The 20,869-nt window shown below is 72.6% G+C and carries 15 protein-coding genes; 8 read left to right on the top strand and 7 right to left on the bottom strand.

Features of this window, described 5'->3' with window-relative positions; all coding sequences use genetic code 11:
* Nucleotides 1–9 precede the first annotated feature (9 nt).
* Entirely contained in the window at nt 10–1,119 is a 1,110-nt protein-coding gene (gene prfB, locus ACFWBF_RS12650; RefSeq protein ID WP_385599445.1) for a peptide chain release factor 2, read from the bottom strand.
* A 312-nt stretch (nt 1,120–1,431) separates the two neighbouring features.
* Between prfB and ACFWBF_RS12655 the strand changes: the two genes are divergently transcribed.
* The gene (locus ACFWBF_RS12655; RefSeq protein ID WP_385599448.1) at nt 1,432–2,433 is read left to right on the top strand and encodes an isopenicillin N synthase family dioxygenase; all 1,002 of its coding nucleotides are present in this window, start codon (nt 1,432–1,434) and stop codon (nt 2,431–2,433) included.
* A 143-nt stretch (nt 2,434–2,576) separates the two neighbouring features.
* On the opposite strand, the gene ACFWBF_RS12660 is transcribed toward ACFWBF_RS12655, so the two are convergent.
* On the bottom strand, nt 2,577–3,827 hold the full coding sequence (locus tag ACFWBF_RS12660) for a serine/threonine-protein kinase (protein ID WP_385599450.1): 1,251 nt from the start codon (nt 3,825–3,827) through the stop codon (nt 2,577–2,579).
* Between the two features lie 166 nt (nt 3,828–3,993).
* Nucleotides 3,994–5,763: a serine/threonine-protein kinase gene (locus ACFWBF_RS12665; protein ID WP_385599535.1), complete on the bottom strand. Its 1,770-nt coding sequence runs from the start codon at nt 5,761–5,763 to the stop codon at nt 3,994–3,996.
* Nucleotides 5,764–6,207: 444 nt separating this feature from the next.
* Here ACFWBF_RS12665 and ACFWBF_RS12670 point away from each other — a divergent pair, with 444 nt between their 5' ends.
* From ACFWBF_RS12670 to ACFWBF_RS12690, 5 genes are all read left to right on the top strand, one after another.
* Entirely contained in the window at nt 6,208–9,159 is a 2,952-nt protein-coding gene (locus tag ACFWBF_RS12670; RefSeq protein ID WP_385599538.1) for an FHA domain-containing protein, read from the top strand.
* Between the two features lie 96 nt (nt 9,160–9,255).
* On the top strand, nt 9,256–10,665 hold the full coding sequence (locus ACFWBF_RS12675; protein ID WP_385599453.1) for an ABC transporter substrate-binding protein: 1,410 nt from the start codon (nt 9,256–9,258) through the stop codon (nt 10,663–10,665).
* A gap of 42 nt (nt 10,666–10,707) precedes the next feature.
* Nucleotides 10,708–12,015 carry a carbohydrate ABC transporter permease gene (locus tag ACFWBF_RS12680; protein WP_385599541.1) on the top strand — a complete coding sequence of 436 codons (1,308 nt, stop codon included), beginning with the start codon at nt 10,708–10,710 and terminating at the stop codon, nt 12,013–12,015.
* Nucleotides 12,012–12,872 (top strand): carbohydrate ABC transporter permease, encoded by an 861-nt coding sequence (locus ACFWBF_RS12685; protein ID WP_385599456.1) that lies wholly within the window; start codon nt 12,012–12,014, stop codon nt 12,870–12,872. Before ACFWBF_RS12680 ends, ACFWBF_RS12685 begins: the two co-directional genes overlap by 4 nt.
* A 146-nt stretch (nt 12,873–13,018) precedes the next feature.
* The gene (locus ACFWBF_RS12690; protein WP_385599460.1) at nt 13,019–15,277 is read left to right on the top strand and encodes a CDP-glycerol glycerophosphotransferase family protein; all 2,259 of its coding nucleotides are present in this window, start codon (nt 13,019–13,021) and stop codon (nt 15,275–15,277) included.
* 12 nt (nt 15,278–15,289) lie between these two features.
* On the opposite strand, the gene ACFWBF_RS12695 is transcribed toward ACFWBF_RS12690, so the two are convergent.
* The 4 genes from ACFWBF_RS12695 to ACFWBF_RS12710 form a co-directional block, all read right to left on the bottom strand.
* The gene (locus tag ACFWBF_RS12695; protein WP_385599463.1) at nt 15,290–15,910 is read right to left on the bottom strand and encodes a pentapeptide repeat-containing protein; all 621 of its coding nucleotides are present in this window, start codon (nt 15,908–15,910) and stop codon (nt 15,290–15,292) included.
* A gap of 168 nt (nt 15,911–16,078) precedes the next feature.
* Complete coding sequence (locus ACFWBF_RS12700) at nt 16,079–17,872, bottom strand: hypothetical protein (RefSeq protein ID WP_385599466.1); 1,794 nt, start codon at nt 17,870–17,872, stop codon at nt 16,079–16,081.
* A complete protein-coding gene (locus ACFWBF_RS12705) occupies nt 17,847–18,212 on the bottom strand; it encodes a hypothetical protein (RefSeq protein ID WP_385599468.1) in 366 nt (121 codons plus the stop codon). The genes ACFWBF_RS12700 and ACFWBF_RS12705 overlap by 26 nt, the downstream gene beginning before the upstream one ends.
* Nucleotides 18,213–18,348: 136 nt before the next feature.
* Nucleotides 18,349–18,999 (bottom strand): TetR/AcrR family transcriptional regulator, encoded by a 651-nt coding sequence (locus ACFWBF_RS12710; protein ID WP_385599471.1) that lies wholly within the window; start codon nt 18,997–18,999, stop codon nt 18,349–18,351.
* A 150-nt stretch (nt 19,000–19,149) separates the two neighbouring features.
* Between ACFWBF_RS12710 and ACFWBF_RS12715 the strand changes: the two genes are divergently transcribed.
* Both ACFWBF_RS12715 and ACFWBF_RS12720 read left to right on the top strand, forming a co-directional pair.
* Entirely contained in the window at nt 19,150–20,067 is a 918-nt protein-coding gene (locus ACFWBF_RS12715; protein WP_385599474.1) for an ABC transporter permease, read from the top strand.
* Nucleotides 20,060–20,860 carry an ABC transporter ATP-binding protein gene (locus tag ACFWBF_RS12720; RefSeq protein ID WP_385599477.1) on the top strand — a complete coding sequence of 267 codons (801 nt, stop codon included), beginning with the start codon at nt 20,060–20,062 and terminating at the stop codon, nt 20,858–20,860. The genes ACFWBF_RS12715 and ACFWBF_RS12720 overlap by 8 nt, the downstream gene beginning before the upstream one ends.
* Nucleotides 20,861–20,869 lie beyond the last annotated feature (9 nt).

The following is a 20,869-nucleotide window of genomic DNA, read 5'->3' on the forward strand; positions in this document are numbered from 1 at the left end:
TCCGGGCGCTTACGCGGTCTGCTCCTGCTGCTTGCGCCAGCGGATACCGGCCTCGAGGAAGCCGTCGATCTCGCCGTCGAGCACCGCCTGCGGGTTGCCGACCTCGAACTCCGTCCGGAGGTCCTTGACCATCTGGTACGGGTGCAGGACGTAGGAGCGCATCTGGTTGCCCCAGGAGCTGCCCGCGTCCTTGAGGGCGTCCATCTTGTCCTTCTCCTCCTGGCGGCGCCGCTCGAGCAGCTTGGCCTGGAGGACGTTCATGGCGCTGGCCTTGTTCTGGATCTGCGAGCGCTCGTTCTGGCAGGAGACCACGATGCCGGTCGGCAGGTGCGTGATGCGCACCGCCGAGTCGGTCGTGTTGACGCCCTGGCCGCCGGGGCCGGAGGCGCGGTACACGTCGATGCGCAGCTCGCCCTCGTCGATCTCGACGTGGTCGCTGGACTCGACGACCGGCAGCACCTCGACGCCCGCGAAGGAGGTCTGGCGGCGGCCCTGGTTGTCGAAGGGCGAGATTCGGACGAGCCGGTGGGTGCCCTGCTCGACGGAGAGGGTGCCGTAGGCGTACGGGGCCTTGACCACGAAGGTGGTCGACTTGATGCCGGCCTCTTCCGCGTACGAGGTCTCGTAGACCTCCGTCGGGTAGCCGTGGCGCTCGGCCCAGCGCAGGTACATGCGCTGCAGGCGCTCGGCGAAGTCGGAGGCGTCCACGCCGCCGGCCTCGGCACGGATGTTGACCAGCGCCTCACGCTCGGCGTACTCGCCGGAGAGCAGGGTGCGGACCTCCATCTCGTCCAGCGCCTTGCGGACGGAGACCAGCTCCGTCTCCGCCTCGACCAGGGTGTCCGCGTCGTCCATCTCCTGGGCGAGCTCGAAGAGCACCGCGAGGTCGTCGATACGGCCGCGCAGGGTCTCGGTCTTGCGGACCTCGGCCTGGAGGTGCGAAAGCTTGCTCGTGATCTTCTGGGCGGCTTCCGGGTCGTCCCACAGGGACGGCGCGGCGGCCTGCTCCTCGAGCACGGCGATATCTGCCCTCAGCTTGTCGAGGTCCAGGACGGCCTCGATCGACCCCATGGTCGAGGAGAGGGACTTCAGCTCTTCGGAAACATCGACGACTGCCACGGGTCCAGCGTAGCCGGTCCCCGGACGGCGATCTCCGGGCAGGCCGGATCACCCGTACTGATGGACCTCCGTGCGGGCGTACGCTCACCGTATGACTGTTCCCCTCGTCAAACGCCGCCATGTGGACCACATGCGTGTCACGACGACGAGCTGTCTGCCGCCGGACCATCCCCAAGCCTGATCCACCCCGATCCGACTTGGTCCTGTACGCGGCCACGCGGCCCCGACGCCATCCCTGTCGGCGGCCCTCCCCTTCCGCGACCCCGCCACCCCTTGGGGACAGGACCCCGTGACATCCGAAACGGAGACGTCATGCCGTCCGCGCACTCCCTTCCCGTCCTGGACCTCTCCCGGGCGGACGACCCGGCCCAGCGGGCCGATTTCCTGAAGGCACTGCACGCCGCCGCCCGCGACAGCGGTTTCCTGCACCTCACCGGGCACGGCGTGACCGCCGCCGAGACCGCCCGCATCCTGGAGCTGACCAAGGCCTTCTTCGCGCTCCCGGAGGCCGACCGGCTGGCCGTGAGCAATCTGAACTCCCCGCACTTTCGCGGGTACACCCGCATCGGGCACGAGCTGACCGGCGGCGCCTCCGACTGGCGCGACCAACTGGACGTCGGCGCCGAGCGGCCGGCGCCGGAGCTGGGGCCGGGCGACCCGGCGTACCTGTGGCTGGAGGGGCCGAACCAGTGGCCTGCGGCGCTGCCGGAGCTGCGGGCGGCGGTGCTGGAGTGGCAGTCCCGCCTGGCGGCGGTGGCCCACCGGCTGCTGCAGGAGCTCCTGGCCTCGATCGGCGCCCCGTCGGACTTCTTCGACGCGGCCTTCGCGGACCGGCCGCACCTGCACACGAAGCTGATCCGCTACCCCGGGGCCGCCCCGTCGGGCGCGGACCAGGGCGTGGGCGCGCACAAGGACTACGGCTTCCTGACGCTGCTGCTCCAGGACTCGGTGGGCGGGCTCCAAGTGGTGCGCGACGGCGGCTTCGTGGACGTCCCGCCGCTGCCCGGGGCCTTCGTGGTCAACCTCGGGGAGCTGCTGGAGATCGCGACGGAGGGGTACCTGACCGCCACCGACCACCGGGTGGTGAGCCCGCGGGGCGGGGTGGAGCGGTTCTCGGTGCCGTTCTTCTACAACCCGCGGCTGGACGCGGTGGTGGACACGGTCCCGGGCGACTACCTGCGGTCGGCGCCGGGTGTCGCGCACGACGCGTCGAACCCGCTGCACGCGGAGTACGGGCGCAACGAGCTGAAGGGCTGGGTCCGGGCGCACCCCGCCGTTGCGCGGCGCTGGCACCCGGAGCTGGTCGGCGCGTAGCTCCCGGGGCGGGGCCCCACCCCACGGGCTCCGCCCGGACCCGCGCCTCAAACGCCGGCGGGGCTGGATTCTGGCTGATGCGCCTGGTGGCAGCTCTGCCGGCGTTTGAGGCGCGGGGTCCGGGGCGGAGGACCGGTGGGCGGCTACGGGGTGCGGGGGGCCGTGCGTTTGCTGTCCTGCGGGGGCGCGGGGTCGTCGCCGCCGGACACGGCGAGCCACGTGCCCAGGCCGACCGCCGCGACCAGCAGGGCCGCACCCGCGGACAGGGCGAGGCGCCGCTTGCGCGCGGCCTCCGCACGGTGCCGGGCCGCGCCCGGGCGGTGCCCGCCGGCGGGGCGGGGCACCCGCGCCGTGCCCAGCGCGCCCCCCGCCAGTTCGTCGGGCCCCGGCACCCGCATGGAGGTGTGCGTGTCGCGGTTCGAGTCCGTCGCGGAGCCCGGCACCAGCGGGACCACGCCCCGGCGCCGGACGGGATCCGCCGCCGGTTCCTCCGAGGAGCCCTGCTCCGGCTCCGCGTCGTCCGGCTCGTCCACGTCCAGCGGCGGCATCCCGGCCAGGAGCGGCAGGAGGTCCCGCAGGCGTACGGAGAGCTCCGAGGCCCGCAGCCGGGACGCCGGGGCCTTCGCCAGGCACTGGACCATCAGCTGCCACAGCTCGTCGGGGATGCCCGGCAGCGGCACGACCGTCTCGGTCACGTGCCGCCGCAGCACCGCCCCGGGGTGCCCGCCGCCGAACGGGGTGAAGCCCGCCAGCAGCTCGTACAGCACGGTGGCCAGCGCGTATATGTCCACGGCCGCCCGCGGGGGCAGCCCCTCCACGATCTCCGGCGCCAGATAGTCCGGCGTGCCGATGATCCGCGTCGTGGGGGCCGAGGGCCGCCCGGCGGAGGTCCGCCGCGGCGAGTCGATCAGCTTCGCCACGCCGAAGTCGGTCAGCAGCGCGGGATGCGCACCGCCCGGCCCGAGGGGCCCCTGCATGTCCAGCAGGACGTTCTCCGGCTTCACGTCCCGGTGCACGACCCCCGCCGCGTGCGCCGCGGCGAGCGCGTCCGCCACGTCGGCGACGATCGCGACGGCCGCCTCGGGGGCGAGCCGCCGCTCGCGGTCGAGGCGCGTACGAAGGTCCGTACCGCGGACGAGGTCCATGACGAGGGCGAGGTCGTTGCCGTCGACGACGAGGTCCCGGACGGAGACGACGTGCGGGTGGTCCAGGCCCAGCAGCGCGCTGCGCTCCTGGACGAACCGTCCGACCAGCTCCTGGTCGGACGCGAGGTCCTCGCGCAGCAGTTTGACGGCGACGGGCCCGTCCGGCCCTTCGCCCAGCCACACCGTGCCCGCGCTGCCGCGCCCCAGGATCTGGTGCGCGGTGTACCGGCTGCCGATCTTCCGTGCCACGACTGCTCCCTCAGCGGCTGGCGTACGGCACCAAAGCTACGCGGCCGAATGGGGGTTGTAGGCCAGCAGGGGCCCCGATTCGCGGCGACCTTCACTTCTGCGGGCGAAATCGGGCCCTGGAAGTCGACAAATCCACGAAGTCGGCGCTACAGGGCCCCGGCCCCGCTCACTGTTGGGTGCCGTCCGTGGCGTCGCCGATCGTGCCGATCCAGTCGGCGGCCTCATTGCCCCAGGTCCACACCTGGTCCCACCAGCCGCGGCCGGTGCCGACCCACTCCTGGAGCGGGGTCAGCTCCCAGACCAGCCAGCCGGCGACGAAGAACACCAGGATCAGGACCAGGCAGCCCTTGAGGCAGCCCAGGCCCGGGATGTGCACCGGGTTGGCGCTGCGGCGGCGCGGCTCGCGCGGCTCCCGGGGGGCGGGCTGCTGCGGCGGCGGACCCTGCGGGGGCTGATGCGCGGGCGCCTGCGGCTGCCGGTACTGGGGCTGCTGCGGCTGCTGGTACGGCTGAGGCTGGTGCTGCTGCGGCTGGTAGTGCTGCGGCGGCGGAGGGGCGTACTGCTGCTGCGGGTGCTGCGGCTGCTGCTGGTACTGGGGCCGCTGAGGCTGCTGGTACTGGGGCCGCTGAGGCTGCTGGTACTGCTGCGGCGGCGGTCCCTGCCGGTACGGCTGCTGCTGCGGGGGCGCGGGCGGCGGCCCCTGCCGCTGCGGCCGCCGGCGCAGCGGGTCCTCGCTCGGGTCGAGGTACTGGACCTGCGTCTGCTCGTTGCGGTCGCGGGCCGCCTGCATCTGCGACTGCCACGGGTGCGGCTGGTCCGGCTGCTGTACGGGCGGCATGACCGAGGTCGGGTCGGGCCCGGGGGCTCCCGTGCTCGGCAGTACGGACGTGGCGTCCGCCGCGCCGACCGGCGGCAGGACGCTGGTCATGCCGTTGGGGTCGTAGCCACCCATCGGCGAGCCGCCCCGCCCGGACAGCACCTGCGTGGCGTCCGCGGCGCCCGGGGTCTGGGGGACCGGCGCGGGCGAGGGGTCGGGGGCCAGCAGCGCGCCGACGCCGAGCGCGGCCTCCACCTGCTGCGGAGCGCAGTGCACGCCGATGCCGGCGGCGACCACGCGCAGGCCGCGGGCCAGGCTTTCGGCGCTGGGGCGCTCCGTCGGCTCCTTGCGCAGGCAGCGCTCGATGACCGTCCACAGCGGCTCGGGCACCGTCGCGGGCCGCTGCGGCTCCTCGCTGAGGTGGCGGTGGAGCACCTCCAGCGCGGTGCCTCCGGCGAAGGGCGGCCGCCCGGTGAGCAGCTCGTAGAGCAGGATGCCGGCGCCGTAGATGTCGACGGCGGAGGTCTGCGGGCGGCCCTCGGCGGACTCGGGGGCCACGTAGGCGGGGGTGCCGACGAACTCGTGGGTGCGCGTCAGGCCCGGGGAGTCGGCCAGGCGGGCGATGCCGAAGTCGGTGAGCATCGGCTTCATCTGGCCGTCGCGCTCGTCGAGCAGGACGTTGGCGGGCTTCAGGTCGCGGTGGACGACGCCGTCGGCGTGGCTGGCGGCGAGCGCGTCCGCGATCTGGGCGGTCAGCAGGCTCGCGGCGACCGGCGTGAAGGGGCCGTTCTCGCGGAGGTACTTGTGGAGGTCGGGGCCGTCGATCAGGTCCATGACGAGCGCGAGCAGGTCGCCCTCGACGACGAGGTCGCGGGTGCGCACGATGTTGGGGTGGGTCAGGCGCAGCAGGACGGAGCGCTCGCGCAGGAAGCGCATGACGATGTCCGCGTCCTGGGCCAGCTCCTCCTTGAGGACCTTGATCGCCACGGTCTCGCCGGGGTGCCCCGCGACTGCCGCCTCGGCGCCGGCCATCTCCCTCTGGCGGGCACGCCAGACAGTGCCCGTGGCGCCGCGTCCCAGCGGCTCCTCGAGCAGGTACTTGCTGCCGACTGGCCGCACGTCGCGCGCTCCCCTGCTGTCGTTCTCGTCATCGATCCGGCATCGATCCGTCATGAATCCGGTCGAAGGTTTTCCGGCCCACTCTAGGGGGTGTCCCCTGGGAAGACGCCGGGCGCCGGAGGTTGGTTGCCGCACATATGTACGAAGGATGATGTTTGCGGTGTATGCCAGGGGCGTTTTTCCTCGCCTTGCTGTCCGTATGTGAACGGTGCTGATACCCGCCCGCGACCGATCAAGATCAATTGTCGGCGGCTGCCGGGCGTGTTGTCCGTGACAGGTGCGAGGATGCACCCGTACGGAACGGCCGGGACGGGAGCCCCGCCGTCCCGCAGGCCTGACCGGACGACGCGTCCGTGCCGGGTGGGGGCGAACGGGCAGGCATGTCCCGTGGTTTCCCGCCGGGCGCACACACCGCGCACCGCGCAGAAGGGACCGCTGACGGCGATGCAGATCCGGCTGACCGTCCTTGGGTCGCGCAGCGGCCACCAGACCGCGACCGCGCCCGCGAGTTGCGACGTACTCGTCACCGCGCCCGCCGGCACCCCGCTCGCCGCGGTGGCCTCCGGGCTCGCGGCCACCGTCGGCGGACCCGACACCGGAGGCACCGTCATCCTGTACGCTGGCGCGGAGCGGCTCGACCCGCAGCGCCGGGTGCTGGGCGAGCCCCCGCTGGTGGACGGGGCGGTACTGGCCCTGCACGGGCCGGTCCCGGACGTCCTGCCGGACGAGGACGGCCCCGGCGGCCCGCAGCTGCACGTGGTGGCCGGCCCGGACGCGGGCGGAGTCCACCTGCTGCACCCCGGAGCGATCCGCATCGGCCGCTCGGCCGACGCGGACGTCCCGCTGGACGATCCGGACGTGTCCCGGCTGCACTGCACGGTGACGGTGCTCCCGGACGGCCGGGTGTCCGTGGCGGACCTGAACTCGACGAACGGCACGACGCTGGACGGCGTCCCGGTCGGCTCCGGCCCGGTGCCGCTGGCGCCGGGGGCGCTGCTGTGCGTCGGCGAAACCACCCTGCGGCTGGCCGACGGGGCCACCGGGCACGCAGAACCGCTGCCGGTGACCCCGGACCTGGAGGGCCACCTCTCCCTCACCCCGCAGCCGGGCGCCCCCGCCGGGCTCCACCCCGACGCGGCGCCCCCCGGGGACCTTGCACCGGACACCCCGCCGGGACCGCACCTCGCGGACCCCGCCCCCTCGGACCCGGGCTTCGCCGCCGCCACCGCCACCGCCACCAACCCGGGGCTCGACCCGGCACAGGGCGGCCGCCGCAAGGCGCTCGGGGCCTGGGCCCGCAAGTGGGTGCGCGGGGAGGAAGCCCCCGAGGAACGGGTCGCGACCGAGGCGTCCGTCGCCGCGCGGCCCGACCCCGACGACCCGGCCGCGCTGCTGCTGGCCGCCCTCGGGCCGACCCGGCGGCTGTGGTCCCGCGAGCCGGGGGCCCTCGACGTCGGCCTCGGGGCCGGAAGCCGGGTGGCGCTGCGCGAGGCCGGCGCCCTCGGGATCGCCGGTCCCCGGGCGCGGCTGACCGGGGTCGCCCGCTGCGTCGTCGCCCAGCTCGCGGCCCTGCACGCGCCCGGGCAGCAGCTGGAGATCGTGCTCATCGCCGCCGACCGGGCCCGCACCCTGGCGCAGCGGCGGGGGGACTGGGGCTGGCTCGGCTGGCTCCCGCACGTACGGCCCGCGCACGGGCAGGACTGCCGGCTGCTGCTCGCGTACGACCGCGACCAGGCCGCGGCCCGTACCGGCGAGCTGACGCGGCGGCTCGACGACAGCCTGCTCGGCACCAACTGGGCCGCCGCCGACGCCCTCGCCGTCCAGGAGGCCTCGTCCGCCTACCGGGGCCCGCACACCCTCCTCGTCCTCGACGGGGATCCCGGTGCCGGGCCGCTGCGCGACATCACCGGCCGGCTCGCCTCGCACGGCCCCGCCGCCGGCATACACGTGCTCGTGCTCGCCGAGGCCCCGCCCGCCACCCCCGCGTCCCCGGTCGCCGCGACGTACGAGGCCGCCTGCGCGAGCACCCCCGCCTTCCGGGACTGCGGTGCGGTCGCCCTGCTCAGCGGGGACGTGGCCACCGCCATACGGACCTTCGCGGTGCGCGGCGGCAAGCCGCTCCCGCCCGGCGAGACGGCCGTCGCCGACGCCGTGTCCCTGGCCTGGGCCGAGCGGTTCGCCCGCGCCCTGGCCCCGCTGCGGGCCGACTCGCAGGGCGCCGAGACCTACCGGCCCGCCAGCGCCGCCCTGCCCCAGACCTCGCGGCTGCTCGACGAGTTGGGGCTCGCCCGCGCCACCCCGGCCTCCCTGATGGCCCGTTGGGCCGCCGCCACCGACCAGGGGCAGGGCGTCGGCGGGCTCGTCGAGGTCGTGCTCGGCACCGGCCGGCGCGGACCTGCCGGCGCCGAACTCACCGCGGACGGGCCGCACCTGCTCATCGAGGGACCCGCCGGCAGCGGCCGCACCGAACTGCTGCGTTCCGTCGCCGCCTCCCTGTCCGCCGCGGCCCGTCCCGACCGGCTCGGCCTGGTGTTGCTCGACGGGGCCGGCGGCGAGCGCGGCGACGGGCTGCAGCCCTGTACCGAACTCCCGCACGTCTCCGCCCACCTGGTCGCCTCCGATCCGCTGCGCATGCGGGAGTTCGCCCAGGCCCTCGGCGCCGAGCTCAAGCGGCGCGCCGAACTGCTGGAGGGGGCGCCCTTCGCCGACTGGCACGCCCGGCGGGAGCTCGCCGACCGGATGGTCTCGCCCCGCCAGCCCGCCTCCGGCGAGCTGCGCGGCGAACTCGACCCGTCCCCCGGCCCTTCGGGCCGGGCAGACCCCACCCGTACCGGCACGCTGCGGCTGCGCTCGGCGGCCACCCGCACCGAAGCGGCCGCGGGCCCGAGCCCGCTGCCCCGGCTCGTGGTCCTGGTGGACGACTTCGACGCGCTGGTCGCGCCCGGGCTCGGCGCCACGGGCCGCCCCGCCGCCGGCTCGGTGGTGCGCGTGCTGGAGGCGGTGGCCCGCGAGGGAGCCCGGCTCGGCGTGCACCTGGTCGCCACCAGCGCCCGCCCGGACCGGACCGCCGACACCGAACTGGCCCGGCTGACCACCCTGCGCGTCGAGCTGGACGCGCCCGACCAGCCGGGCCCGGGCCGCGGGCTGCTCCGGTACGCCGACGGCCGGACGTTCCCGTTCCAGGCCGGCCGGGTGACGGGCCGGATCCCCCGGACGGCGACGCTGCGGCCGACCGTGGTCCCGGTCGAGTGGGACCGGATGGGCGACCCGCCGGCCCGCCGTCCGGTCCGCGAACTGGGCAACGGACCGACCGACCTCGCCCTCCTGGCCAGCGCCCTGGACCGGGCGTCCCACCTGGTCTCGGCGGTACCGGTGCTGTTCCCGCCCGCCCCCTGAGGCCGGGCCGCGCTCCCGCCACGCGCTATTGCGGGGGCGCGCGGGTCGGCGTAGACCTGTGGGACGGGACACACCACAGGCATCGGGGGCAGAGCCATGCGCAGGCACGCAGTGAGCGGACCGACGACCCGCACGAAGCCGCGTACGAAGACCCGCGGGAGAAGCCGTACGACACTCACCTGGACGGCGCTCGCCGCCACCGCCGCGCTCGTGATGACGGCGTGCGGCGGCGGGGACGACAAGGAGGACCCGCCCCGGGGCGCCGAGGCCTCCACCGGGCAGGGCGTCCAGTTACCGCAGCTGGCGGGCGAGAAGCTGGAGGTCGCGGCGGTCTGGACGGGTCCGGAGCAGGCCAACTTCGTGAAGGTGCTGAAGGAGTTCGAGAAGCGGACCGGCGCCACCGTCACCTTCGTCCCGGCCCAGGACCCGATCGTCACCTTCCTCGGTACGAAGATCGCGGGCGGCCAGCCGCCGGACGTGGCGCTCCTCCCGCAGGTCGGCGCGCTGGTCTCGGCGGTGCAGAACAAGTGGGCGCAGCCGGTCGGACCGGAGGCCAAGGCCCAGCTCGACCAGAACTACTCGAACGGCTGGAAGACGCTGGGCGCGGTCGACGGCACCCAGTACGGCGTGTACTACAAGGCCGCCAACAAGTCGCTGATCTGGTACAACGCGAAGGCCTTCGCGGCGGCGGGCGTGCAGCCGCCGGCGACCTGGAAGGACCTGCTGACCGCTGCCGACACGCTGTCCGCCTCCGGCACCCCGGCGGTCTCGGTGGCCGGCGCGGACGGCTGGACGCTGACCGACTGGTTCGAGAACGTCTACCTCTCGCAGGCGGGTCCGCAGAAGTACGACCAGCTGGCCAAGCATCAGATCAAGTGGACGGACGACAGCGTCAAGCAGGCGCTGACCAGCCTCGGCGAGCTGTTCGGCCGCAAGGACTTCCTGGCCGGGGGCCAGAGCGGGGCGCTGGCGACCGAGTTCCCCAAGTCGGTGACGCAGACCTTCACCGGCGGTGACCGCCCGGCGGCCGCGATGGTCTTCGAGGGCGACTTCGTGGCGGTGAACATCGCGCAGACCGAGGCGAAGGTGGGCACGGACGCCCTCGTCTTCCCCTTCCCGGCGGTCGGCGCCAAGGCCCCCGTGGTCTCGGGCGGTGACGTGGCGGTCGCTCTGAAGGCGTCGAAGGGCGCCCAGGCGCTCCTGACCTTCCTGGCCTCGACGGACGCGGCGGAGATCCAGGCCCGGGAGGGCGGCTTCGTCTCCCCGAACAAGGCGGTCGACTTCGGCGCCTATCCGAACGCCATCCAGCGCGACATCGCCAAGACGCTGATCGCGTCGGGCGACGACTTCCGCTTCGACCTGTCCGACCAGGCCCCGGCGGCCTTCGGCGGGACTCCGGGCGCGGGCATGTGGAAGGACCTCCAGGACTTCCTCGCGAACCCGACGGACGTGGCGGGGGCCCAGGCGAAACTGGAGGCGGACGCGGCGAAGGCCTACGGGAACTGAGCCGTGTCGGCCACGGCGAACACCTCCACGTCGGCCGCTTCGGTGACGGCCGCCGCCAAGGCGAGCGAGGCCCGTCGGCGGCGGCTGATCGCCGCCGCCTTCCTGCTGCCCTCCCTCGTGCTGCTCGGCGCGCTCGTCGTCCACCCCATCGGCTACTCCCTCTACCGCAGCCTCTTCGACCGCTCCGGCGACTCCTTCGTGGGCGCCGGGAACTACCGCGAGATCATGCACGACGACACGATCCGCACCGCGCTGAAGAACACCGCCGTGTGGGTGGTGCTGGCGCCGACCACGGCCACCGCCCTCGGTCTGATCTTCGCGGTGCTCACCGAACGGGTGCGCTGGGGCACGGCGTTCAAGCTGCTCGTCTTCATGCCCATGGCCATCTCGATGCTGGCGGCGGGCATCATCTTCCGGCTCGTCTACGACCACGACCCCGACCGGGGGGTCGCGAACGCCGTCTGGGTCGGCGTCCACGACAGCTTCGCGGAGTCCTCGGCCTTCCCGAAGGCCCGCCCGGGCCGCGATTCCCCGCTGGAGCCGGCCGCCGGGGGCGCGTACGTGACGCGCGACCCGGTACGGGTGGGCGCGCCGGCGCTGCTCCCGCTGGTCGGCGTGGCCCCGGAGGCGCTGCCCGGGGGGACCCGTACGGCGGTGGCCGCCGCCCCCGAGCCGGGCAAGGTCACCGGCACCGCCTGGCAGGACTTCACCCGGGGCGGGGGCGGCCGTACCAACACGGTCGACCCCACCGAGTCGGCGCTCGCCGGGATCCGGATCGAGGCGGTCAAGGACGGCCGGGTCGTGGACTCGGCGACGGCCCGCGCCGACGGCACCTTCACCCTGTCGGCAAAGGCCGACGGGGCGCTGCTGCGGCTGCCCGCCTCGAACTTCCGGGAGGCGTACGCGGGGGTGGAGTGGCTCGGCCCCACGCTCGTCACCGCGGCGGTGATCGGGGCGTACGTGTGGATGTGGGCCGGTTTCGCGATGGTGCTGATCGGGGCGGGGCTGGCCGCCGTACCGCGGGAGCTGCTGGAGGCGGCGCGCGTGGACGGGGCGGGCGAGTGGCAGGTGCTGCGCCGGATCACCGTGCCGCTGCTGGCGCCGGTGCTGGCCGTCGTCCTCGTGACCCTCGTCATCAACGTCATGAAGATCTTCGACCTGGTCTTCGTGATCGCCCCGGGCGCGGTGCAGGACGACGCCAACGTCCTCGCCCTCCAGCTCTACCGCACCTCCTTCGGCACGGACGCCGATCCGGGGCTGGGCAGCGCGATCGCGGTGCTGCTGCTGGTGCTGGTGGTGCCGGTCATGCTCTACAACATCCGCCGGATGCGGAAGGAGGGGCGCCGATGAGCACGGTGCACGGCGCGACCGGCCGGCTGGCCGCGCGGGTGGCGGGCGGGGCGCTGCGGGTGTTCCTGGTGCTCGCGGGGCTGTTCTGGCTGCTGCCCACCCTCGGGCTGCTGATCTCCTCCTTCCTCTCCCCCGCCGAGCTGAACCGGGGCGGGTGGTGGAAGGCGCTGACGGCCCCTTCCCGGCTGACGGCCGGGAACTACGAGCGGCTGCTGGAGAACGACACGATCACCGGCTCGCTCCTGAACACGGTGGCCATCGCCGTACCCGCGACGCTGCTCGTGCTCACCCTCGGCGCGCTCGCCGGATACGCCTTCGCGTGGCTGGAATTCCCGGGCCGCGACTGGCTGTTCCTGATCGTGGTGGGGCTGCTCGTCGTTCCCGTACAGGTGGCGCTGATCCCGGTCTCCGAACTCTTCGGCTCCATCGGCCTGTTCGAGACGACGGCGGGCGTCGTCCTCTTCCACACCGCCTTCGGGCTGCCCTTCGCCGTGTTCCTGCTGCGCAACTTCTTCGCCGAGATCCCGCGCGAGCTGCTGGAGGCCGCCCGGCTCGACGGGGCGGGCGAACTGCGGCTGTTCACCCGGGTGGTGCTGCCGCTGGGCGGCCCGGCGATCGCCTCGCTCGGCATCTTCCAGTTCCTGTGGGTGTGGAACGACATGCTCGTCGCGCTCGTCTTCGCGGACTCCGCGCACCCGCCGATCACGGTGGCCCTGCAGCAGCAGGTACGGCAGTTCGGCAACAACATCGACGTGCTGGCGCCGGGTGCGTTCCTGTCGATGGTGGTGCCGCTGGCCGTCTTCTTCGCCTTCCAGCGGCAGTTCGTGACGGGGGTGATGGCCGGGGCCGTCAAGTAGCCCGACGCATCCGTTGATTCGACCCGGGATCACCGGGTCGACAAGGGGTGTTGACGCTGCGTAACCCGAATGCCACACGCTGCGTAACCCGATCGCCACGCGTGCGGTTCCTGGGCCATATGCCCGCGCCGACCCCTGGATGTGCCGTGCCCCGGTTCAGCGTCATCGTGCCCGCGTACAAGGTCCAGGCGTACCTCCAGGAGAGTCTGGACTCGGTCCTGACCCAGTCCTACCCGGATCTCGAACTGATCGCGGTGGACGACGCCTCCCCGGACGCCTGCGGTTCGATCATCGACGAGTACGCCGCCCGGGACCCCCGGGTGACCGCCGTGCACCTGGCGCACCAGCTCGGGCTGGGCCCGGCCCGCAACGCGGGCCTGGCCCGGGCCACCGGCGACTACCTGGTCTTCCTCGACGGCGACGACACCCTGGCCCCCGGCGCCCTTCAGGCCATCACCGACCGGCTGAAGGCCACCGGCTCCCCCGACGTGCTCGTCTACGACTACGCGCGCACCTTCTGGACCGGGGAACTGGTGCGCAACCGCCTCTCCCACCGGCTCTCCGAGGAGGGCCCGGCCAGCTTCCGGCTCGCCGACCGCCCGGCGCTGCTCGGCATGCTGATGGTGGTGTGGAACAAGGCGTACCGCCGCGACTACGTGGAACGCGAGGGCCTCGAATTCCCGCCCGGCTTCTACGAGGACACCCCCTGGACCTACCCGGCGCTGCTGGCCGCGGAGTCCGTCGCCGTCCTGGACCGGGTCTGCGTGCACTACCGCCAGCGCCGGACCGGCTCGATCCTGACCACGTCCACCCGCCGCCACCTCGACATCTTCGACCAGTACGACCGTGTCTTCGGCTACCTCGCCACCCGCCCCGAGCTGGAGCGCTGGCGCCCCGCCGTGCACCGGCGGATGGCCGAGCACTTCTGCGCCCTGTACGCCGACCCGCGCCGGCTTCCGGGCGCGAGCCGGGCGGAGTTCTTCGGCCGGGCCTCGGCGCTGCTGCGCCGCTACCGCGCTCCGGGCCCGCGGCCGCTGTCCCTCTCCCGCACGGACCGGGTCCGCCACCTCCTGATGCGGCTGGGCACCCGGCGCACGTACCGCCTGCTGTCGGCGCTGCGCAGGGCCGCGCTGGCGACGGCGCGCACCGGCGCCACCACCTGTCGGGGCCTGCGCGAGGCCGCCCTGCGCCTGCACTACCGGATCCAGCGGCTGCTGCCGCTGCGGCCCGAGCTGGCGGTCTTCTCCGCGTACTGGCACGGCGGTTACGCCTGCAACCCGGCGGCCATCGAGGCCAAGCTGCGGGAGCTGGCCCCCCGGATGCGGACGGCGTGGATCTGCGACCCCGCGCACGCGGCGACCCTCCCCCGCCAGACGGCGGCGCTGCGGCCCGGCTCGGCGGCGTACTGGACCGCCCTGGCCCGGGCCGGCTACCTGGTCACCAACGTCAACTTCGACCGCGCGCTGGTCAAGCGGCCGGGCCAGGTCCTGGTGCAGACCCAGCACGGCACCCCGCTCAAGCGGGTCGGCCTGGACCTCCAGGACCGTCCGGCGGCCACCCCGACGACGGACTTCGCGGGCCTGCTGCGCGGCGCCGACCAGTGGGACTACCTGCTCTCCGCGAACCGCCACTCCACGCTGGTGTGGGAGAAGGCGCTCCCCTCGTCCTACACGACGCTGGAGTACGGCTACCCGCGCAACGACGTCTTCCACCGGGCCACCCCGTCGGACGTGCTCGAACTGCGCGCCCGCCTGGGCATCCCGGCGGGCTCCACGGCGATCCTGTACGCCCCCACGCACCGCGACTACCGGCGCAGCCGGCCGGACCACCTGGACTTCGAGCGGGTCCTGCGCGACCTGGGCCCGCGCTTCACGATCCTGACGCGCACGCACCTGACGTACGCGGACTGCGACCGCCCGTGGGAAGCGCACCCGCGGCTGCTGGACGTCTCCTCGCACCCCTCGGTGGAGGAACTCTGCCTGGCCTCCGACGCGTTGGTGACCGACTACTCGTCCCTGATGTTCGACTACGCGGCGCTGGACCGGCCGATCGTGATCCACGCGGACGACTGGGAGGCGTACGAGGCCGCGCGCGGCACGTACTTCGACCTGCGCTCGTGTCCGCCGGGCGCGATCGCCCGCACCGAGGACGAGCTGGTGGACATCTTCACCACGGGCCACTGGCAGGGCTCGCGCTCGGCCCAGCTGCGCTCGGCGTTCCGCGCGCGCTTCTGCTCGTACGACGACGGCCACGCCGCGGAACGCGTGGTCCGCCGCGTCTTCCTGGGCCAGCCGACCCCGCTCCCGGCGATCCTCCCCCTGGAAGACCGCCGCCCCACCCCGCCGGCCCCCACCCCGACCCCGGAACCGCCCCTGGCCCACCTCACGGCCGGCCTCTGGCCGTAGCGGCCGCGCACCTCAGCCCTCCGGCTTGCCGCGCGGCCGTCGGGCTTCCAGCACCTGCGCCTCGCCTCCGCGCTCCCGGATCCATCCCTCCAGCTCGCTTCCGGCCAACGTCCGGGAGCACCTCTCCTCGACGAACTCCACCGGCCCGAACAACGAACCCGTCAGCCCCGTGAGCACGGTGTCGTGGTCGACCCGAACCTTGAAGGAATTCTCCCGCAGCACCGCATGGCTGAGGTCCGCCCCACGGAAATCCACATTCAGAAGCGACGCCCCCATGAATCGCGTGCCACGACAACTGGCTCGGGTGGCGTCCACTCCGTAGAGATCCGCCCTGCCGAACTCTGCCCCGTCGAGTACGGCATGACGCAACACCGCGTGGTCAAGATTGGTACGGATGAAACGGGCATTGCTCGCGTCGGCACCGGTCAGGTCAGCACCTTGAAGATCTGCGCGATAAAATTCGGCCCCAACCAGCCTCGTATTCACAAGTGTTGTTTCGGTGAACCAGGATTCGGAGAAATCCGCGCCTGACAGATCGGCGCCACTCAAGTCGAGACCGATCACGTCCAGTCCGCCACTCTCGGTGGACAGCCACTCCATCAACCGTTCGGCAGCCTCGGCATCTGCCGGCATGAAGCCCGGCTTCCATCCGTCACGGGTACCAGATGACATCGTCTTCCCAACCGTTCCGCTCGATGATCCCTCGAATGTCGTCAATGGCGACCTGATCCGCATTGCGCATGTCGAGGATCACAATGCGCCCCTGCTCCAAGATTTGGTCCCGCACCTTACTCTCCCATTTCACACCGTCACGGGAAGGGTTGTAGGCGCCCGGCCACGGGCCATTTTTGTTGCGTATGTTGTTGAATGGGGGGTAGTCCGAATGGACTCCCTTGACGTCGTAGTACCGGCCGGTCGATGCCGAATAGAAGTCGCCGGAGTCCGCGTGCGTCGGACGGACGATGTCGTCTGGAAGCTTGCCGCGCTCTCGAAGGTCCAGACCCACCCTGGCCTCATCCTTCGACTTGACGTCGACCTGGCCACGGTGGTCGGGATCGTACTTGAGGTGCTCGAAGTCATCGACGCTACGGCTCTCCACCTCGTCGAGGTGGTCCCAGTGAAGGAGCTTTTCCTCGGGAGTGAAGGCTCGCGCGGCTCGTTCGGGCGTCCTGGCGTCTCACCGGACGGCGATTCGTCCGGCTTCGACGACTCGCGCTCCGGCGGACCGCCGGTCCCGTTGTCGGCAGCACCCGCCGCGCTGCCGTGCTGGCCCTGGTGTGGAACACCTGCGCCGTCACTGTGCCCGGATGTGGAGGGGGTGTCGGTGTGGGTGGTCATGCCGGCGGTGGCATGGTTGGGGTCGCCGTGGCCCGTTGGCGTGTGGTTGTCCGCGCTGTTGTGGACGGTGTTGTCGGCGGTGCCGCCGGGAGTGTGGCTGGTTGCGGTGAGGTCGTCGCCCACGTGGAGCGCGGCGTCGCCCGCGCCCAAGAGGGCCGGGACCTTCGCCGGGGCGGGCGCCGGCAGGGCGTGGGGGGCCTCGGCCACGGACTGGTGCGGGGTGCCGTCGGCCTTGAGGAGGTTGCCGTCCGGGTCCATGTACTTGGCCGGGCTGTCGAAAGGGAGCTTGACGGTGCCCGGGGGCAGTATGGCCGTACCCTCGGGGAGTTTGATGGCCCCGTCGGGGAGTCTGGTCACGCCTCCGGGTATCTCCGCCCCCGCGGGGAGCTTGACCGTGCCGTCGGATAGGAGACGGGCGCCTTCGGGGAGGGCGAACGCACCGTCGGAGATGGCCGGAACCTCGACCTTTCCGATGCCCTGGAAGCCGGACACGACGTCGCTGATCTTGGAGATACTGGCACCGGCACCCTTGAAGACGTACGTCATGGGGTCGATGACGTGACCGGCCTTGCCCGCGAGCGAGATCGCCTTCGCCGCCATGCCGGCCTTGCCCGCGCCCGACGCCGCGCCCCCCGCACCGCCCGTGGCGACGGTGGTGACCACGTTGAAGGTCACCGCGCCCGCCGCACGCGAGGGGTTGTGCTGCCACTCGTCCCAGGCCAGGAGCGCCTTGCCGGTCTCCTTCGCCGCGGTACGCGAGTCCCGCAGCCACGACGGCAGGTCCTTGTCGTCCGCCATCAGGAAGGCCACGTTCAGACCCGGGACAGAGGTGATCGCAGAGAACGTGGAGAGCTTGGCCAGACCGGTCCACGCCTGCCCGGCGGCGTCCCAGCCGTCAACACCCACCAGGGTCCCCAAACCCTTGAGGGTCCCCCACACCCCGTCGACGAGGACGCCCTTGCCGAAGTCCCAGGCGTGTTCCCAGACCTGCCACGCGGGAACCGACTCCTCGACCGCGTCACCCCACGGCAGCGACTTCGACGCCTTCAACGCCTTTGCGTCGTAGCCGTACATGCCCGCCGCATGCGAGCCGTCGCCCTTGGACAGGGGCACCCCGCAGAACAACGTGATGATCTTGTTGTAGCAAGCACGCTCCGCGTCCTGGAACTGCGCCCACACCTCCGCGACCTCATTGCGGCGATCGAGGTTCTCCTCGATCAGATCGCCGTCCTCACGCCACTTGTCCTCGTGGGACACCCTTCGTCCGGAAGGCCGCGGCTTCCTCACGCAGCCGGTCCAGCTTCTTCACCAGCGGGGTCACGTCATGCGCGTACGTCGTCAACGCACCCGAGATCACCTTCAGATCCGAAGTGAAAGAGGCCGTGACGTCGACGACCGGCTTCGTCACCGCGAACAACTGCTCCGCCTCCGGCGCCTGATAGAACGCCGACAACCCCCCGAACGTCGTGTGCACGTCCGACCCCGCCGAAGCGATCTGCGGACCGTCCCCCGACAGGGCCTTCGTCCTCGTCTCCAACTCCGCCAGATTCCCCGTGAAGACGGGTATCTCAGCCGGATCGACCGGATCGTTGCTCACTCACTGCCCCCCACACCACTGGCCGCCCCGCGGTCAGCGCCCCCGCGCCGACCGCCCCCACCATCCCTATCAACATCATTGTCGCTGTTGCAATCCGCAACAGCGAAGCCGTGGCTGGGATGTGACGGTTACTCCGCTACTCGGCGCCGGCCGGGGCGGACTTCAGGCCTGCGACGACCTGGTGGGCCAGGGTGTCCAGGTGGGGGGGCGTCACCGCGTCGCGGACGATGACCTGGCGCCAGTAGAGCGGGCCGATCGCGAGGTCCAGGGCATGGTCCGCGTTGATGCCCTCCGGGAGTTCGCCGCGGGAGACCGCGTCGGCGACGATGCCCTCCGCCATGCGGCGCTGGCCGTCGAGCAGGGCGCCGCGGACCGCCTCGGCGATCTCCGGGTTGCGGGCGGCCTCGACCAGCAGGTCCGGGATGACCGCCGAGGCCACCGGGTGCCGCAGCACGTGTGACATGACCTCCAGCAGCGCCCGTACGTCCCCGTACAGCGAGCCCGTCGCCGGGACCGGGAGGCCGTCCACCGCGAAGGCGCCCACGATGTCCAGCACCAGGTGGAGCTTGGACTTCCACCGCCGGTACACGGCCGTCTTGCCGACGCCCGCCCGGCGCGCGACGCCCTCGATGGACATCCGGGAGAACCCGACCGCGGCCAGTTCCGCCACGACCGCCGCGCGGATCGCTTCGGTCACGTCCTCGCGCAGCACGGCCGCGCCGGCGGGGGCGCGACGGGCCGGGGCGGGGGTGGCGGGGGCGGGTTCCGTGGTCATGCACCAGAGCATAGCCGCGCGGCCAGGACCTACTCGTCACGACGATACGGTTGCGTTCCGTTGGATCACACCCTAATCTCGCCGTAGCGACGATACGGACCCGTCCCATCGCCAGCCCGACCGACGCCACGACCCGCCCTGTCCCCGTCGAAAGCGAGCCCCGTGACCGTGACCACCGCCCCGGTGACCGCCGCACCGGCGACCCCCGCGGGCAGCTCCGCCGCAGAATTGGCCGCCGCTCACGGCCTGACCGTCAGCGGCGCCCGCCCCTCGCTGCCCCGCTACGTCGCGCAGCTATGGAGCCGCCGCCACTTCGTGACGGCGTACGCCACCGCCCGCATGCACGCCACGTACAGCACGGCCAAACTCGGCCAGGTCTGGCACCTGGTGACCCCGCTGCTCAACGCGGCCGTCTACTACTTCATCTTCGGCATCGTCATGCACGCCAGCAACGGCGTGCCGGACTACCTGCCGTTCCTGATCACCGGCGTCTTCGTCTGGGACTTCATCGGCAGCTCCATCAACGCCGGCACCCGCGCCGTCCACAGCAACCTCGGCCTGGTCCGCGCCCTGCACTTCCCCCGGGCGAGCCTGCCCATCTCCACCGTCGTGCAGCTCTTCCAGCAACTGCTCGTGACCATGGGCGCGCTGGTCATCCTGCTCCTCGCCTTCGGCCAGACCCCGAGCGCGTCCTGGCTGCTGGCCGTCCCCGCGCTCGTCCTGATGGCCGTCTTCTGCGCGGGCTGCGCCATGATCATGGCGCGGATCGGCTCGAAGAGCCCCGACGTCAGCCAGCTGATGCCGTTCGTCCTGCGGACCTGGATGTACTCCTCGGGCGTGATGTGGTCCATCGACTCCATGCTCAGGAAGGACGATCTGCCGCACTGGGTCGCGCTGCTGCTCAAGACGAACCCGGCGGCCGTCTACATCGACCTGATGCGCTTCGCGCTGATCGACAGCTTCAAGGCGCACGCGCTCCCGCACCACGCGTGGCCGATGGCGATCGGCTGGGCACTGCTCGCCGGCGTGGGCGGCTTCATCTACTTCTGGAAGGCTGAGGAGGAGTACGGCCGTGGCTGACACAGACACCGACACCGACACGGACACCCGTGTCCCGACCGTCATCGCGGACGAGGTCCACGTCGTCTACAAGGTGCACGGCGCCGGCGGCGGCAAGGGCAGGGGCAGCGCCACCGCCGCCCTCAGCCGGATCTTCTCCCGCAAGCCCGCCCCCGGCATCCGCGAGGTGCACGCCGTCCGGGGGGTCAGCTTCACCGCGTACAAGGGCGAGGCCATCGGCCTGATCGGCACCAACGGCTCGGGCAAGTCCACCCTGCTGGGCGCCATCGCCGGCCTCCAGCCGGTGGCCCGCGGCAGGATCTACTCGCACGGCCAGCCGTCCCTGCTGGGCGTCAACGCGGCGCTGATGAACGACCTGTCCGGGGAGCGCAACGTCGTGCTCGGCGGCCTCGCGATGGGCATGTCCAAGCAGCAGGTCCGTGAGCGCTACCAGGGCATCGTCGACTTCTCCGGGATCAACGAGAAGGGCGACTTCATCTCGCTGCCGATGCGGACCTACTCCTCCGGCATGGGCGCCCGGCTGCGCTTCGCCATCGCCGCCGCCAAGGACCACGACGTCCTGATGATCGACGAGGCCCTGGCCACCGGCGACGCCGCCTTCCAGCGGCGCAGCCAGGCCCGCATCGAGGAGCTCCGCGCGCACGCCGGCACCGTCTTCCTCGTCAGCCACAGCATCGGCACGGTCCGCGAGACCTGCGGCCGTGCGATCTGGCTGGAATCGGGGGTCATACGCATGGACGGCCCCGCGGCCGAGGTCTGCGACGCGTACGAGGCCTTCACCGCCGGGCGGTAGCAGTACGTA

The organism is Streptomyces sp. NPDC060028, from assembly GCF_042736725.1.
Taxonomy (GTDB): Bacteria; Actinomycetota; Actinomycetes; order Streptomycetales; family Streptomycetaceae; genus Streptomyces.